We start from the raw sequence: 16,891 nt of genomic DNA on the forward strand, positions 1-16,891 counted from the left end.
GAACTCAGTTACCGCTCAAGTTCAGCGCTTCGGTCAGTGCAGCTTCCACTTCACTGGCGCTTACGCGCAACGGCTTGTCTGCATCACGGCGGCGCTTACGCTCGCTGTGATAAGCCAGGCCGGTACCCGCCGGGATCAGACGACCCACGACAACGTTTTCTTTCAGGCCGCGCAGGTAATCGCGCTTGCCGGTTACCGCCGCTTCGGTCAGTACGCGAGTGGTTTCCTGGAAGGAAGCCGCCGAGATGAACGATTCGGTGGACAACGACGCCTTGGTGATACCCAGCAGAACGCGAGTGAACTTGGAGACAAATTTGTCTTCGTTGCTCAAACGCTCGTTCTCTACCAGAACGTGAGTCAATTCCATCTGGTCGCCCTTGATGAAACTGGAATCGCCGGATTCAGCGATCTCAACTTTACGCAGCATCTGACGCAGGATGGTCTCGATGTGCTTGTCGTTGATCTTCACGCCTTGCAGACGGTAAACGTCCTGGATCTCGTTAACAATGTACTTGGCCAGCGCACTCACACCCAGCAGACGCAGGATGTCGTGTGGATCGCTCGGACCGTCGGAGATAACTTCGCCGCGGTTTACCTGTTCGCCTTCGAACACGTTCAGGTGACGCCACTTCGGAATCAGCTCTTCGTACGGATCGCTACCGTCGTTCGGGGTAATGACCAGACGGCGCTTGCCCTTGGTCTCTTTACCGAACGCGATGGTGCCGCTGACTTCTGCCAGAATCGACGCTTCTTTCGGACGACGGGCTTCGAACAGGTCGGCAACACGCGGCAGACCACCGGTGATGTCACGGGTCTTCGAAGTTTCTTGCGGGATACGAGCGATAACATCACCGATCGCGATCTTCGCACCGTCCGCTACACCGACCAGGGCGTTGGCTGGCAGGAAGTACTGAGCGATAACGTCAGTGCCTGGCAGCAACAGATCCTTGCCGTTGTCGTCGACCATCTTCACGGCAGGACGGATATCCTTACCGGCAGCTGGACGATCTTTGGCGTCGAGTACTTCAATGTTGGTCATACCGGTCAATTCGTCAGTCTGACGCTTGATCGTGATGCCTTCTTCCATGCCCACGTAGGTCACGGTACCTTTCATTTCGGTAACGATCGGGTGAGTGTGCGGATCCCACTTGGCCACGATTGCGCCAGCGTCGACCTTGTCACCTTCCTTGACCGAAATCACAGCACCGTACGGCAGCTTGTAACGCTCACGCTCACGACCGAAGTCATCAGCGATGGCCAGCTCACCGGAACGGGACACAGCAACCAGGTGACCATCCACTCGCTCAACGTGCTTCAGGTTATGCAGACGGACGGTACCGCCATTCTTCACCTGAACGCTGTCGGCTGCGGACGTCCGGCTTGCCGCACCACCGATGTGGAACGTACGCATCGTCAGCTGGGTACCCGGCTCACCGATGGACTGGGCAGCGATAACGCCAACCGCTTCACCGATGTTCACCTGGTGACCACGAGCCAGATCACGGCCGTAGCACTTGGCGCAAATGCCGTAGCGGGTTTCGCAGCTGATCGGCGAACGCACGATCACTTCGTCGATGCTGTTCAGCTCGATGAACTCGACCCACTTCTCGTCTACCAGGGTGCCGGCAGGAACGATGACGTCCTCGGTACCTGGCTTGAATACGTCACGGGCGATAACACGACCCAATACGCGCTCACCCAGCGGCTCTACAACGTCACCGCCTTCAATGTGCGGAGTCATCAGCAGACCGTGTTCGGTGCCGCAATCGATCTCGGTTACAACCAGATCCTGCGCCACGTCTACCAGACGACGAGTCAGGTAACCCGAGTTCGCCGTTTTCAACGCGGTATCCGCCAGACCTTTACGAGCACCGTGAGTGGAGATGAAGTACTGAAGTACGCTCAAACCTTCACGAAAGTTCGCAGTAATCGGCGTTTCAATGATGGAACCGTCCGGCTTGGCCATCAGGCCACGCATACCGGCCAGCTGACGAATCTGTGCTGCGGAACCCCGCGCACCCGAGTCAGCCATCATGTACATCGAGTTGAAGGATTCCTGATCGACTTCGACGCCATGACGGTCGATGACCTTCTCTTTCGAGAGGTTGGCCATCATCGCCTTGGAGACTTCGTCGTTCGCTTTCGACCAAAGGTCGATCACTTTGTTGTACTTCTCGCCCTGGGTTACCAGGCCGGAGGCGTACTGACTTTCGATCTCTTTCACTTCGTCGGTGGCTGCACCGATGATGCGGGCTTTTTCATCCGGGATAACGAAGTCGTTAACACCGATGGAAACGCCGGAAATGGTCGAATAGGCAAAACCGGTGTACATCAACTGGTCAGCGAAGATCACGGTCTCTTTCAGACCAACCACGCGGTAGCACTGGTTGATCAGCTTGGAGATCGCCTTTTTCTTCATCGGCAGGTTGACGACGTCGTACGACAGACCTTTTGGCACAACCTGGAACAACAGCGCACGGCCGACAGTGGTGTCGACGATACGGGTGTTGGTCACGCTGCCGCCATCACGGTCGTTGACGGTTTCGTTGATCCGGACTTTAACCTTGGCGTGCAGTGCGGCTTCGCCGGCACGGAACACACGGTCAACTTCCTGCAGATCCGCGAATACACGACCTTCGCCCTTGGCGTTGATCGCTTCACGCGTCATGTAGTACAGACCCAATACAACGTCCTGCGACGGAACGATGATTGGCTCACCGTTGGCTGGCGACAGGATGTTGTTGGTCGACATCATCAACGCACGCGCTTCCAGCTGGGCTTCCAGCGTCAGCGGTACGTGCACGGCCATTTGGTCGCCGTCGAAGTCGGCGTTGTACGCGGCGCAGACCAGAGGGTGCAGCTGGATAGCCTTGCCTTCGATCAGAACCGGTTCAAACGCCTGGATACCCAGACGGTGAAGGGTCGGTGCACGGTTGAGAAGAACCGGGTGTTCGCGAATCACTTCAGCGAGAACGTCCCAAACTTCCGGCAGCTCGCGCTCGACCATCTTCTTGGCAGCCTTGATGGTGGTCGCGAGACCACGCATTTCCAGCTTGCCGAAAATGAACGGCTTGAACAGCTCGAGAGCCATCTTCTTCGGCAGACCGCACTGGTGCAGACGCAGGGTCGGACCTACGGTAATTACCGAACGGCCGGAGTAGTCAACACGCTTACCGAGCAAGTTCTGACGGAAACGACCCTGCTTACCCTTGATCATGTCAGCCAGGGATTTCAGAGGACGCTTGTTGGAACCGGTGATAGCGCGGCCACGACGACCGTTGTCGAGCAGTGCGTCGACGGCTTCCTGCAACATACGCTTTTCGTTGCGCACGATGATGTCCGGAGCGGAAAGATCCAGCAGGCGCTTCAAACGGTTGTTACGGTTGATCACTCGACGATACAGATCGTTGAGGTCGGAAGTCGCGAAGCGACCGCCATCCAGCGGGACCAGTGGACGCAGATCTGGCGGCAGAACCGGCAAAACGGTCAGCACCATCCACTCTGGCAGGTTGCCGGAACCCTGGAAGGCTTCCATCAACTTCAGACGCTTGGACAGCTTCTTGATCTTGGTTTCGGAGTTGGTTTGCGGAATTTCTTCACGCAGACGGCCAATCTCGTGCTCCAGGTCGATAGCGTGCAGCAGTTCGCGGACAGCTTCGGCACCCATGCGGGCATCGAAATCGTCGCCGAACTCTTCCAGCGCTTCGAAGTACTGCTCATCGTTCAGCAGCTGACCTTTCTCAAGGGTGGTCATGCCTGGATCGATAACGACGTAGCTCTCGAAGTAGAGAACGCGCTCGATATCACGCAGGGTCATGTCCATCAGCAAGCCGATACGGGACGGCAGCGATTTCAGGAACCAGATGTGAGCAACCGGCGAGGCCAGTTCGATGTGCGCCATGCGCTCACGACGAACTTTTGCCAGCGCGACTTCAACGCCGCACTTCTCGCAGATTACGCCACGGTGCTTCAAGCGCTTGTACTTACCGCACAGGCACTCGTAATCCTTTACCGGGCCAAAGATCTTGGCGCAGAACAGGCCGTCACGCTCGGGTTTGAACGTACGGTAGTTGATGGTTTCCGGCTTTTTAACTTCACCGAACGACCATGAACGGATCATCTCAGGCGATGCCAATCCGATACGGATGGCGTCGAACTCTTCGACTTGACCCTGGTTTTTCAGCAAATTCAGTAGGTCTTTCAAGGCCTTTCCTCCTGGCGGAGCAGAGAGCGGGCAATCCTGCCCCGCTCTCGATTCGCGTCACGTGTTATTCGGTTTCCAGATCGATATCGATGCCGAGGGAACGAATTTCCTTGATCAACACGTTGAAGGACTCGGGCATGCCCGGCTCCATACGGTGATCGCCGTCCACGATGTTTTTGTACATCTTGGTCCGGCCGTTCACATCGTCCGACTTCACTGTGAGCATTTCTTGCAGAGTGTAAGCAGCACCGTATGCTTCCAGTGCCCAGACCTCCATCTCCCCGAAACGCTGACCACCGAACTGCGCCTTACCACCCAGCGGCTGCTGGGTAACCAGGCTGTACGAACCGGTAGAACGAGCGTGCATCTTGTCGTCTACCAAGTGGTTCAGCTTCAGCATGTACATGTAGCCAACGGTAACCGGGCGCTCGAACTTGTTGCCGGTACGGCCGTCGGTCAGCTGCATCTGGCCGCTTTCTGGCAGGTCTGCCAGTTTCAGCATGGCCTTGATTTCGCTTTCCTTGGCACCGTCGAACACTGGAGTGGCCATTGGAACGCCGCCACGCAGGTTTTGAGCCAGATCCAGGATTTCCTGGTCCGAGAAGTCATCGAGGCTTTCCTGACGACCGCCGATCTCGTTGTAGATCTCGTGCAGGAACTTACGCAGCTCGGCAACCTTGCGCTGCTCTTCAACCATACGGTTGATCTTCTCGCCCAGACCTTTGGCCGCGAGGCCCAGGTGGGTTTCAAGGATCTGACCGACGTTCATACGCGAAGGTACGCCCAACGGGTTGAGGACGACGTCGACCGGGGTGCCATTGGCATCGTGCGGCATGTCTTCAACCGGCATGATCACGGAGACCACACCCTTGTTACCGTGACGACCGGCCATCTTGTCGCCTGGCTGGATGCGACGACGGATTGCCAGGTAAACCTTGACGATTTTCAGCACGCCTGGAGCCAGGTCATCGCCCTGCTGCAGTTTGCGCTTCTTGTCTTCGAACTTGTCGTCCAGCAGACGGCGACGATCAACGATGTAGGCCTGGGCCTTCTCGAGCTGCTCGTTCAGAGCATCTTCAGCCATGCGCAGTTTGAACCACTGACCGTGCTCAAGACCGTCGAGTACCTCGTCGGTGATGTCCTGGCCTTTCTTCAGACCGGCGCCGCCTTCGGCTTTGTGGCCGACCAGAGCGGAGCGCAGACGTTCGAAAGTGGCACCTTCAACGATACGGAACTCTTCGTTCAGGTCCTTGCGGATCTCGTCCAGCTGGGACTTCTCGATCGACAGGGCACGAGCATCACGCTCAACGCCGTCGCGGGTGAAGACCTGTACGTCGATGACAGTACCTTTGGTACCGGTAGGTACGCGCAGGGAGGTGTCTTTAACGTCACTGGCTTTTTCACCGAAGATCGCACGCAGCAGTTTTTCTTCCGGAGTCAGTTGAGTCTCGCCTTTCGGAGTGACCTTACCGACCAGGATGTCGCCTGCGCCAACTTCAGCACCTACGTAAACGATACCGGCTTCGTCCAGCTTGTTCAGCGCCGCTTCACCCACGTTCGGGATGTCGGCAGTGATTTCCTCTGGGCCAAGCTTGGTGTCACGCGCCACACAGGTCAGTTCCTGGATGTGGATCGTGGTGAAACGGTCTTCCTGAACCACACGCTCGGACAGGCAGATGGAGTCTTCGAAGTTGAAGCCGTTCCATGCCATGAACGCGATGCGCATGTTCTGACCCAGTGCCAGTTCACCCATGTCGGTGGACGGGCCGTCGGCCATGATGTCGCTACGCTGAACCCGATCACCCTTACGCACCAGCGGACGCTGGTTGATGCAGGTGTTCTGGTTGGAGCGGGTGTATTTGGTCAGGTTGTAGATGTCGACACCAGCTTCACCGGTTTCTACTTCGTCATCGGCAACACGAACCACGATACGGCTGGCGTCGACGGAGTCGATCACGCCGCCACGACGAGCCACGACGCAAACGCCGGAGTCACGGGCTACGTTACGCTCCATGCCGGTACCTACCAGCGGCTTGTCGGCACGCAGGGTTGGTACAGCTTGACGCTGCATGTTCGAACCCATCAACGCACGGTTGGCGTCGTCGTGCTCGAGGAACGGAATCAGCGACGCAGCAACCGAAACTACCTGCTTCGGCGATACGTCCATCAAAGTGACGTCTTCCGGCGCCTTGACGGTGAATTCGTTCAGGTGACGAACAGCTACCAGCTCGTCGATCAGGACTTTCTTGTCGTTCATCGTGGCCGAAGCCTGAGCGATCACGTGATCGGCTTCTTCGATGGCGGACAGGAACACGATCTCGTCGGTGACCAGAGCGTCTTTCACCACACGGTACGGGCTTTCCAGGAAGCCGTACTGGTTGGTGCGCGCATAAGCGGCCAGGGAGTTGATCAGACCGATGTTCGGACCTTCCGGCGTTTCAATCGGGCATACACGACCGTAGTGAGTCGGGTGTACGTCACGCACTTCAAAGCCGGCGCGCTCACGAGTCAAACCGCCAGGGCCGAGTGCAGAAACACGACGCTTGTGGGTGATCTCGGACAGCGGGTTGTTCTGGTCCATGAACTGGGACAGCTGGCTGGAACCGAAGAACTCCTTCACCGCCGCAGCCACTGGCTTGGCGTTGATCAGGTCTTGCGGCATCAGGCCTTCGCTTTCAGCCATCGACAGACGCTCTTTGACCGCACGCTCAACACGTACCAGGCCAACGCGGAACTGGTTCTCGGCCATTTCGCCTACGCAGCGAACACGACGGTTACCCAGGTGGTCGATGTCATCGACGATGCCTTTACCGTTACGGATGTCGACCAGGGTCTTCAGTACCGCGACGATGTCTTCCTTGCACAGCACGCCCGAACCTTCGATCTCGGTACGACCGATACGACGGTTGAACTTCATCCGGCCGACCGCAGAAAGGTCATAGCGCTCAGGGCTGAAGAACAGATTGTTGAACAGGGTCTCGGCAGCGTCTTTGGTTGGCGGCTCGCCAGGACGCATCATGCGATAGATCTCGACCAGCGCTTCCAGTTGGTTGCTGGTGGAGTCGATCTTCAAGGTGTCGGAGACGAACGGACCGCAGTCGATATCGTTGGTGTACAGAGTTTCGATGCGAACAACGCCGGCCTTGGCGATTTTCGCCAGGATCTCGGTGTTCAGCTCAGTGTTGCACTCTGCCAGGATTTCGCCGGTTGCCGGATGCACGATGACCTTGGCGGTTGTGCGACCCAGGACGTAGTCCAGTGGCACATCCAGCTCTTTGATCCCGGCTTTCTCCAGCTGGTTGATGTGGCGAGCGGTGATACGACGACCCTGCTCGACAATAACCTTGCCTTTGTCATCCTGAATATCGAGGACAGCGATTTCACCGCGCAGGCGCTGAGGCACCAGCTCCAGGCTCAGGGTCTCGCCCTTCACATGGAATACGTTGGTGGTATAGAACGCGTCCAGCACTTCCTCAGTGGTATAGCCCAGCGCGCGCAGCAGTACCGAAGCAGGCAGCTTGCGACGACGGTCGATACGCACGAATACGCAGTCTTTCGGGTCGAACTCGAAGTCCAGCCACGAACCGCGGTAAGGAATGATGCGCGCGGAGTACAGCAGTTTACCGGAGCTGTGCGTCTTGCCACGGTCGTGGTCGAAGAACACGCCCGGAGAACGGTGCAGCTGGGAAACGATTACACGCTCGGTACCGTTGATTACGAAGGTACCGTTTTCAGTCATCAGGGGAATTTCACCCATGTAGACTTCTTGCTCTTTGATGTCCTTGATCGCTTTGTTCGACGATTCTTTGTCGAAAATGATCAGGCGCACTTTTACCCGCAAAGGTACGGCGTAAGTTACACCGCGCAATACGCATTCTTTGACATCAAATGCCGGTTCGCCCAGGCGATAACCGACGTACTCCAGCGCAGCATTGCCGGAGTAGCTGATGATCGGGAAAACGGATTTGAAGGCCGCATGCAGGCCCACGTCGCGGAACTGATCTTTAGTCGCTCCCGCTTGCAAGAATTCACGATACGAATCCAGCTGGATGGCCAGGAGGTACGGCACATCCATGACGTCCGGCAACTTGCTAAAGTCCTTGCGGATACGTTTTTTCTCAGTATATGAGTAAGCCATCAGCGTTCCCCAGCTTGGTCACCTGCTTGTTTGGCCCCTCCCGACGGGAGCAGCCAGAAAATCGTGCAAACCCCATGGTTTGCGCCACCGCATCGGGTGGTTACAGCACGTTATCGGCACCGACCCAGTCGGCTGCCAATAACGGAAAAAGGCCGGTGGCAAGAGCCACCAGCCATCAGCCTGTCGCTTAACGCTCGGGCTGGAGGAGCAAAGTCGATGCTTACTTCAGCTCGACTTTAGCGCCTGCTTCTTCCAGAGCTGCTTTGGCTTTGTCAGCTGCGTCTTTGGCAACAGCTTCCAGAACCATGGCAGGAGCGCCGTCAACTACAGCCTTGGCTTCTTTCAAGCCCAGACCGGTCAGTTCACGTACAGCCTTGATCACGTTAACTTTCTTCTCGCCAGCTTCGGTCAGCATGACGTTGAATTCGGTTTGCTCTTCAGCAACGGCAGCAGCAACAGCTGGACCAGCCGATGCAGCAGCAGCGGTAACGCCGAATTTTTCTTCGAAAGCTTTGATCAGTTCAACAACTTCCATTACGGACATGTTGCCAACGGCTTCAAGGATATCGTTCTGAGAGATAGACATGAATCTAATTCCTGATATTGGGGACGGCCTACGCGACCATCGAAAAAAACAAAAAACGCGAGAAGTTGACGAGCCTTAGGCTGCAGCAGCTTCTTTCTGGTCGCGAATTGCCGCCAGAGTACGAGCCAATTTGCTGGTAGCGCCTTGAATCACGCTCATCAGCTGAGAAATTGCTTCGTCACGGGTCGGCAGAGTTGCCAGTACGTCGATTTGGTTAGCTGCGAGGAACTTGCCCTCGAACGCAGCTGCCTTGATCTCGAACTTGTCCTGACCCTTTGCGAATTCCTTGAAGATCCGGGCAGCAGCGCCTGGATGTTCCTTGGAGAACGCAATCAGGGTAGGGCCAGTGAACACGTCGTTGAGGACACTGAATTCAGTGTCAGCAACAGCGCGCTTGAGCAGGGTGTTACGTACGACACGTACGTAAACGCCAGCTTCACGAGCCTCTTTACGGAGTCCGGTCATCGCGCCTACTGTTACGCCACGGGCATCAGCCACGACAGCGGACAGAGCGACTTTGGCAGCCTCGTTGACTTCAGCGACGATGGCCTTCTTGTCTTCGAGTTTAATTGCCACGGGTTTAACTCCTGCTTGTTACCGTTTCATCTGGTCGAAACCGGATGTCGTTTTGGTGTCTGATTCGGTAAGGAACCGGGAGCACCATCTGCGTAGGCTTGTGGTTTAAGACTTGCGTCGCCTACGGTCTTGGATAGCCCCCGCCAGGCAGGGACCCCAATTTTTCAATTGGCGCAATCGCTTGCGCCAATCTGTGTCTTACGCGTCGAGCGAGCTTTGGTCGATGACCAGACCTGGGCCCATAGTGGTGCTCAGGGTAACGCGCTTGACGTAAATGCCTTTCGAGGAAGCTGGTTTGATACGCTTCAGATCAGCGATCAGGGCTTCAACGTTTTCCTTCAGCTTGACGGCGTCGAAGCCGATCTTGCCAACGGAAGTGTGGATGATGCCGTTTTTGTCGGTGCGATAACGAACCTGACCAGCCTTGGCGTTTTTAACCGCGGTAGCTACGTCTGGGGTTACGGTGCCGACTTTAGGGTTAGGCATCAGGCCACGTGGACCGAGGATCTGACCCAACTGACCCACAACGCGCATTGCATCCGGGGATGCAATCACTACGTCATAGTTCAGGTCGCCGCCTTTCATTTCGGCAGCCAGGTCATCCATACCTACGCGGTCAGCGCCGGCAGCCAGAGCGGCTTCAGCAGCTGGACCCTGGGTGAACACAGCAACGCGAACAGTCTTGCCAGTGCCGTGTGGCAGCACAGTAGCGCTACGAACGACCTGGTCGGATTTACGCGGGTCAACACCCAGGTTTACAGCTACGTCGAACGACTCGCTGAACTTGACAGTCGACAGCTCGGCCAGCAGAGCAGCGGCGTCTACAAAGTTGTAGGCCTTGCCTGCTTCGATTTTGCCGGCGATAGCCTTTTGACGCTTGGTCAGCTTAGCCATTACACACCCTCCACGTTAAGGCCCATGCTACGAGCAGAACCGGCGATAGTACGCACGGCTGCTTCCATATCAGCTGCAGTCAGATCCGCGTTTTTGGTTTTCGCGATTTCTTCCAGCTGAGCACGAGTCACAGTGCCAACCTTAACGGTGTTCGGACGAGCGGAACCGCTGGTCAGACCGGCCGCCTTCTTCAGCAGAACCGAAGCAGGGGTGGATTTGGTTTCGAAAGTGAAGCTACGGTCGCTGTAGACAGTGATGATCACTGGAGTCGGCAGACCTGGCTCAAGACCCTGAGTACGGGCGTTGAAAGCCTTGCAGAACTCCATGATGTTCACGCCGTGCTGACCCAGAGCAGGACCAACAGGTGGGCTTGGGTTAGCCTGAGCGGCCTTCACTTGCAGCTTGATGTAAGCGGTAATCTTCTTGGCCATGAGGCACTCCAATTACGGGTTCGAACGCCTCGAGAGGCTCCCCGGTTACTTGCGCGTTTATCCCAGTGACGACAAAACCCCACAGCCTACGGCTGCGGGGTTGGGATTTTTGCTCAGTTAGACCTTTTCGACCTGACTGAACTCGAGCTCCACCGGAGTAGAGCGACCGAAAATGAGCACCGCGACCTGGATCCGGCTCTTTTCGTAGTTAACTTCTTCAACAACACCGGTAAAGTCCGCGAACGGCCCATCGTTGACTCGTACCGACTCACCCGGCTCGAACAACGTCTTCGGCTTCGGCTTGTCGCTACCATCAGCAACGCGGCGCAGAATCGCTTCTGCCTCTTTGTCGGTGATCGGTGCAGGCTTGTCGGCGGTACCGCCGATAAAACCCATCACCCGAGGAGTATCCTTGACCAAGTGCCAGGTACCCTCGTTCATATCCATCTGCACCAGCACGTAGCCAGGGAAGAATTTGCGTTCGCTCTTGCGCTTCTGGCCATTGCGCATTTCAACCACTTCTTCAGTGGGAACCAGAATCTCGCCGAAGCCATCTTCCATACCGGCCAGCTTTACGCGCTCGATCAGCGAGCGCATTACATGCTTCTCGTAACCGGAGTAAGCATGCACAACATACCAACGCTTAGCCACGGGACACCCTTAGCCGACGATCAAGGAAACAAGCCAGCCGAGCAGGGAATCAAGCCCCCACAACAGCAACGCCATAACCAGGACAACAGCCACCACAATCAGGGTGGTCTGCGTGGTTTCTTGGCGAGTTGGCCACACGACTTTACGAATCTCGGTGCGAGCTTCCTTAACCAGTACAAAGAAAGACTTGCCCTTCGCAGTCTGCAGGCCTACAAAGGCAGCTACAGCAGCAATAGCAAGCAATGCGAGTACACGGTACAGGATCGGCGAAGCAGAGAAATACTGATTTCCAACAACGCCAACAATCACCAGAGCGACTACTACCAGCCACTTGAGGAGATCGAAGCGAGAGCCTTGAGCTTCAGCTTTAGGAGTCATCTATGAAGATCCTGTGAAAAGAAAGCCAGACACACCAAGTGAATCTGGCAGGTCAGGAGGGAATCGAACCCCCAACCTACGGTTTTGGAGACCGTCGCTCTGCCAATTGAGCTACTGACCTAAAACAAAATCAGGCCGACCATTATGCCGGCCTGAAGGAGACTTTACAACAACTTACTCTGGAGCCCTGGTTACGACATCCGTACCGGTGGCACAACCACCATCACCACGAACAACCAAAAGCAATCTGAACCGCTTAAAACAAAGGCAGATATTTTCATATCTGCCTTGTTATATGGAGCTCTTGAGCGGATTTGAACCGCTGACCTCACCCTTACCAAGGGTGTGCTCTACCAACTGAGCTACAAGAGCGTAACACTGTGCAAAACCTGTAAACTTGGAGCGGGTAGCGGGAATCGAACCCGCATCATCAGCTTGGAAGGCTGAGGTTCTACCACTAAACTATACCCGCGAGGCTTACAGCTCTCGCTAAAAATGGTGGAGGGGGAAGGATTCGAACCTTCGAAGTCGTAGACGTCAGATTTACAGTCTGATCCCTTTGGCCGCTCGGGAACCCCTCCTAAGCGAGCCGGCATTCTACATCATGCCAGCCTTCTGTCAAGCATTTTTCTCATTAAAAACCTGAGCTTAGCTGCGTTGACCTCGCTTCACATCGCTAACCGTTTCCGGTGTTCGCTGTGGAGCGGGCGCCATTCTATGCAAACTATTCGATGGGTGCAACCCCCTCGCACGGCATTATTTTATGTTTTAACTCATTGAATTCTTTAGAAAGGTTTATCAGCTGAAGATCGTCCAGCCAGCGCCGGCTTTCCGGGGCCACACGCAGCCAATAACCTGCAGTTTCGGAGCCACCCCGGGGCAACGCCTGAAACTTGACATCCATACCAGTCAATCTGCGCTCAAGCCCCTGGGCCACGTCCTGACGGGTAAAACCGCCCAGATAAAGACAGCCGGAATCCGCCTGGACTGCCTTGCCCTTGGCCGCCTCACCCGCCTCGCTCTACAGACGGATATCCTGCTGAGACCCGCGATACAGACTCAAGGGCGTTACATCCTTCGCGCGCAGCGGAGCCTCCTGTTGATGCCAGATGTAATAAAACACATTGAGAACAAGCAACAGCAGAAACAACCAACGCATAAAGACCTCAGGACAAAGGGCACGCCATAGCCAAGCCGACAAACACCAGATCCGGAACCACCCTGGCCTCGGGCACTATCCCGGACACCAGGGCGGCATCACCACCCGTGAGGAAAACAGCGAATTCCTCGCCCCAATGGCTACGGGCCAACTCAAGCTGAGTCAGCACAAACCCCTGAAGCATCAACAGGCAACCGCGCTCGACAGCCTCAACGGTTGTGCGACCAGGAACGAGGCTTTCCAGAGCACGCTCGGCAGCAAGATCACCGTAACGAATCTTGCGGGTATGCGTGCGCAGCTGATTGCGCATCAACGGCATCCCTGGGCATATGAACCCACCGAGATGCCCTCCATCCTCAGCAACGAAGTCCGCGGTCACGGCTGTACCGAAATCAAGCACAAGGCACGCGCCGCCTGCCAAATGGAATCCGCCAAGCAAGGCCAGCCAACGATCGAGGCCCAGCTTCTCAAACTCCTCATAGCCGTTACGGACCCCGGACATTTCCCGCGCGGGCGACGCACTGACGACCGACACATCGAAGGACTCCTTCAACAGAGCGATCAACACCCCGGTTTCTTCGACAGTCCTTACACTGACCAATCGGCAATGCTTGAGAGCAAGCCCCTGGAGCGCCTTCAAATCCGCGAGCAACGCGAGGTCAGAATCGACAACCCCCTCCCCCACCACCAGCCGGGCATTCGCATCGAGCACGCGCCACTTGATAAAGCTGTTGCCACAGTCGAGCTCAAGAATCATGACGCAACCTCAGACTCAGCTCGCCGCCACTGAAGACTTTTTCCACACCATCCACCTTCAAGCGCAAGGCGCCCTGACTATCAATACCCAGCACTTCGCCATCTATCTGGTTAACGCCCGCAATCAATGAGACTGCACACCCTTGCCATAGATGATTTTGCTCCCACTCCGCCTGGACCGATGAAAACCCACCAGCCTGATGACGCACCAAGTATCTCTGCAGCATCACTCCAAGCGTTGCCACCAGGTGATTGCGATCAAACATCCTACCCGACTCCAGACGCATGGACGTCCACTGCTGGTCCACCTCATCGGTCATCTGCATGTTCACGTTTATACCGACACCCAGCACCACGTGACACACATCAGCAGGATCGCCGACCAGCTCGAGCAATATCCCGGCAATTTTCTTCTGGCCGACCAGGACATCATTCGGCCATTTCAATCCCACCCCAGGAACACCAAGCTCGCGCAAGGCCTGCAGGACGGCAAGCCCGACAACAAGACTCAAACCTTCGAGCTGACGCATTCCACCGTCGATACGCAGTACCAGGCTGTAATAGACGTTTTCAGCGAAAGGACTCGCCCACTTGCGCCCACGCCGCCCGCGCCCGGCAGTCTGCCGCTCAGCCAGCACCAGGAAAGGCGCAGCCTGGAGCCGCTCGATAGCACGCAGCGCCTCGGCATTGGTGGAGTCGATGGAGTCGAAGACCAGGACAGGCCAGTCACAAGAAGGCGCAAGTCGCCCGATCTCGGCAGGATCAAGCAATGTCAGCGGCGTCGCCAATTGATAGCCCCGCCCCCTGACTTTATAAATGGCAAGACCCAGCTCAGCCTCCAAATGCTGGAGCTGCTTCCATACCGCACTGCGACTGATGCCCAAGGCAGCGCCCAGTGCCTGACCCGAATGGAATCGGCCATCTTTAAGAAGCTCTAACAACGTCAGCATGCAAGTCTCGCCTCACAATGAGGCCCGCATGATAGCCACGCCCCGAGCACTTGCATAGAAACCCGACGTTACGGATTTCTCGCGGACAAAAACAAAACCCCTACCTGCGTACGCAGATAGGGGTTTCGGAATTTAATCTTGACGATGACCTACTCTCACATGGGGAAACCCCACACTACCATCGGCGATGCATCGTTTCACTGCTGAGTTCGGGATGGGATCAGGTGGTTCCAACGCTCTATGGTCGTCAAGAAATTCGGGTACTGAGTCGTGACCAGTTGGTCTCGCTTCAGCAAATTGGGTATGCGATAGATTTGTGTGTTGTGCAAACTTTCGGTTCATTGCGTCTTCACACACCGCAATCTGGCCTCTTTCGTTTCTTCAACTAGGAGCAGCAAATTGCTTGGGTGTTATATGGTCAAGCCTCACGGGCAATTAGTATTGGTTAGCTCAACGCCTCACAGCGCTTACACACCCAACCTATCAACGTCGTAGTCTTCGACGGCCCTTCAGGGGACTCAAGGTCCCAGTGAGATCTCATCTTGAGGCAAGTTTCCCGCTTAGATGCTTTCAGCGGTTATCTTTTCCGAACATAGCTACCCGGCAATGCCACTGGCGTGACAACCGGAACACCAGAGGTTCGTCCACTCCGGTCCTCTCGTACTAGGAGCAGCCCCTCTCAAATCTCAAACGTCCACGGCAGATAGGGACCGAACTGTCTCACGACGTTCTAAACCCAGCTCGCGTACCACTTTAAATGGCGAACAGCCATACCCTTGGGACCGGCTTCAGCCCCAGGATGTGATGAGCCGACATCGAGGTGCCAAACACCGCCGTCGATATGAACTCTTGGGCGGTATCAGCCTGTTATCCCCGGAGTACCTTTTATCCGTTGAGCGATGGCCCTTCCATACAGAACCACCGGATCACTAAGACCTACTTTCGTACCTGCTCGACGTGTCTGTCTCGCAGTCAAGCGCGCTTTTGCCTTTATACTCTACGACCGATTTCCGACCGGTCTGAGCGCACCTTCGTACTCCTCCGTTACTCTTTAGGAGGAGACCGCCCCAGTCAAACTACCCACCATACACTGTCCTCGATCCGGATAACGGACCTGAGTTAGAACCTCAAAGTTGCCAGGGTGGTATTTCAAGGATGGCTCCACGCGAACTGGCGTCCACGCTTCAAAGCCTCCCACCTATCCTACACAAGCAAATTCAAAGTCCAGTGCAAAGCTATAGTAAAGGTTCACGGGGTCTTTCCGTCTAGCCGCGGATACACTGCATCTTCACAGCGATTTCAATTTCACTGAGTCTCGGGTGGAGACAGCGCCGCCATCGTTACGCCATTCGTGCAGGTCGGAACTTACCCGACAAGGAATTTCGCTACCTTAGGACCGTTATAGTTACGGCCGCCGTTTACCGGGGCTTCGATCAAGAGCTTCGCGTTAGCTAACCCCATCAATTAACCTTCCGGCACCGGGCAGGCGTCACACCCTATACGTCCACTTTCGTGTTTGCAGAGTGCTGTGTTTTTAATAAACAGTCGCAGCGGCCTGGTATCTTCGACCGGCGTGGGCTTACGCAGTAAATGCTTCACCCTCACCGGCGCACCTTCTCCCGAAGTTACGGTGCCATTTTGCCTAGTTCCTTCACCCGAGTTCTCTCAAGCGCCTTGGTATTCTCTACCCAACCACCTGTGTCGGTTTGGGGTACGGTTCCTGGTTATCTGAAGCTTAGAAGCTTTTCTTGGAAGCATGGCATCAACCACTTCGTCACCCAAAGGGTAACTCGTCATCAGCTCTCGGCCTTAAGATCCCGGATTTACCTAAGATCTCAGCCTACCACCTTAAACTTGGACAACCAACGCCAAGCTGGCCTAGCCTTCTCCGTCCCTCCATCGCAATAACCAGAAGTACAGGAATATTAACCTGTTTTCCATCGACTACGCTTTTCAGCCTCGCCTTAGGGACCGACTAACCCTGCGTCGATTAACGTTGCGCAGGAAACCTTGGTCTTTCGGCGTGGGTGTTTTTCACACCCATTGTCGTTACTCATGTCAGCATTCGCACTTCTGATACCTCCAGCAAGCTTCTCAACTCACCTTCACAGGCTTACAGAACGCTCCTCTACCGCATCACTTACGTGATACCCGTAGCTTCGGTGTAT

Annotated in this window: 10 protein-coding genes, 4 tRNA genes, 2 rRNA genes and 1 pseudogene (1 of these 17 only partly in view); all 17 read right to left on the reverse strand. The window is 55.8% G+C overall.

Going from position 1 to position 16,891, the window contains the following annotated elements:
* Positions 1–4 precede the first annotated feature (4 nt).
* A complete protein-coding gene (gene rpoC / locus RS887_RS08645) occupies positions 5–4,204 on the reverse strand; it encodes a DNA-directed RNA polymerase subunit beta' (RefSeq protein WP_008018198.1) in 4,200 nt (1,399 codons plus the stop codon).
* Positions 4,205–4,268: 64 nt separating this feature from the next.
* Positions 4,269–8,342 carry a DNA-directed RNA polymerase subunit beta gene (gene rpoB, locus RS887_RS08650; protein ID WP_008018199.1) on the reverse strand — a complete coding sequence of 1,358 codons (4,074 nt, stop codon included), beginning with the start codon at positions 8,340–8,342 and terminating at the stop codon, positions 4,269–4,271.
* A 220-nt stretch (positions 8,343–8,562) separates the two neighbouring features.
* A complete protein-coding gene (rplL, locus tag RS887_RS08655; RefSeq protein ID WP_007970414.1) occupies positions 8,563–8,928 on the reverse strand; it encodes a 50S ribosomal protein L7/L12 in 366 nt (121 codons plus the stop codon).
* A 75-nt stretch (positions 8,929–9,003) separates the two neighbouring features.
* Positions 9,004–9,504 carry a 50S ribosomal protein L10 gene (gene rplJ, locus RS887_RS08660; protein ID WP_007970413.1) on the reverse strand — a complete coding sequence of 167 codons (501 nt, stop codon included), beginning with the start codon at positions 9,502–9,504 and terminating at the stop codon, positions 9,004–9,006.
* 198 nt (positions 9,505–9,702) lie between these two features.
* Complete coding sequence (gene rplA / locus RS887_RS08665) at positions 9,703–10,398, reverse strand: 50S ribosomal protein L1 (RefSeq protein ID WP_003186095.1); 696 nt, start codon at positions 10,396–10,398, stop codon at positions 9,703–9,705.
* Positions 10,398–10,829: a 50S ribosomal protein L11 gene (gene rplK / locus RS887_RS08670; RefSeq protein ID WP_007933726.1), complete on the reverse strand. Its 432-nt coding sequence runs from the start codon at positions 10,827–10,829 to the stop codon at positions 10,398–10,400. Before rplK ends, rplA begins: the two co-directional genes overlap by 1 nt.
* 117 nt (positions 10,830–10,946) lie before the next feature.
* A complete protein-coding gene (nusG, locus tag RS887_RS08675) occupies positions 10,947–11,480 on the reverse strand; it encodes a transcription termination/antitermination protein NusG (RefSeq protein ID WP_007984405.1) in 534 nt (177 codons plus the stop codon).
* A 9-nt stretch (positions 11,481–11,489) separates the two neighbouring features.
* Positions 11,490–11,858 carry a preprotein translocase subunit SecE gene (gene secE, locus RS887_RS08680; protein ID WP_008018201.1) on the reverse strand — a complete coding sequence of 123 codons (369 nt, stop codon included), beginning with the start codon at positions 11,856–11,858 and terminating at the stop codon, positions 11,490–11,492.
* Positions 11,859–11,903: 45 nt separating this feature from the next.
* A tRNA-Trp gene (locus RS887_RS08685) sits at positions 11,904–11,979 on the reverse strand.
* A gap of 175 nt (positions 11,980–12,154) precedes the next feature.
* Positions 12,155–12,230 (reverse strand) — tRNA-Thr (locus RS887_RS08690).
* A gap of 26 nt (positions 12,231–12,256) precedes the next feature.
* Positions 12,257–12,330 (reverse strand) — tRNA-Gly (locus tag RS887_RS08695).
* Between the two features lie 24 nt (positions 12,331–12,354).
* A tRNA-Tyr gene (locus tag RS887_RS08700) sits at positions 12,355–12,439 on the reverse strand.
* Between the two features lie 143 nt (positions 12,440–12,582).
* Positions 12,583–13,017: pseudogene (locus RS887_RS08705) on the reverse strand (hypothetical protein).
* Positions 13,018–13,024: 7 nt separating this feature from the next.
* The gene (locus RS887_RS08710) at positions 13,025–13,774 is read right to left on the reverse strand and encodes a pantothenate kinase (protein WP_322615046.1); all 750 of its coding nucleotides are present in this window, start codon (positions 13,772–13,774) and stop codon (positions 13,025–13,027) included.
* The gene (gene birA / locus RS887_RS08715) at positions 13,764–14,723 is read right to left on the reverse strand and encodes a bifunctional biotin--[acetyl-CoA-carboxylase] ligase/biotin operon repressor BirA (RefSeq protein WP_322615047.1); all 960 of its coding nucleotides are present in this window, start codon (positions 14,721–14,723) and stop codon (positions 13,764–13,766) included. Before birA ends, RS887_RS08710 begins: the two co-directional genes overlap by 11 nt.
* Positions 14,724–14,859: 136 nt before the next feature.
* Positions 14,860–14,975, reverse strand: a 5S ribosomal RNA gene (gene rrf, locus RS887_RS08720).
* Between the two features lie 162 nt (positions 14,976–15,137).
* Positions 15,138–16,891 (reverse strand): 23S ribosomal RNA (locus tag RS887_RS08725); it runs 1,138 nt beyond the window's last position.

This window comes from Pseudomonas sp. BIC9C (genome assembly GCF_034541995.1).
In the GTDB taxonomy this organism is placed as follows: domain Bacteria; phylum Pseudomonadota; class Gammaproteobacteria; order Pseudomonadales; family Pseudomonadaceae; genus Aquipseudomonas; species Aquipseudomonas fluorescens_CC.

Excerpts from the sequence above, each read along its gene's own strand:
- secE (WP_008018201.1), bottom strand. The coding sequence starts at position 11,858 with ATGACTCCTAAAGCTGAAGCTCAAGGCTCTCGCTTCGATCTCCTCAAG.
- birA (WP_322615047.1), bottom strand. The coding sequence starts at position 14,723 with ATGCTGACGTTGTTAGAGCTTCTTAAAGATGGCCGATTCCATTCGGGT.
- rpoB (WP_008018199.1), bottom strand. The coding sequence starts at position 8,342 with ATGGCTTACTCATATACTGAGAAAAAACGTATCCGCAAGGACTTTAGC.
- RS887_RS08710 (WP_322615046.1), bottom strand. The coding sequence starts at position 13,774 with ATGATTCTTGAGCTCGACTGTGGCAACAGCTTTATCAAGTGGCGCGTG.
- rplK (WP_007933726.1), bottom strand. The coding sequence starts at position 10,829 with ATGGCCAAGAAGATTACCGCTTACATCAAGCTGCAAGTGAAGGCCGCT.
- rplL (WP_007970414.1), bottom strand. The coding sequence starts at position 8,928 with ATGTCTATCTCTCAGAACGATATCCTTGAAGCCGTTGGCAACATGTCC.
- rplA (WP_003186095.1), bottom strand. The coding sequence starts at position 10,398 with ATGGCTAAGCTGACCAAGCGTCAAAAGGCTATCGCCGGCAAAATCGAA.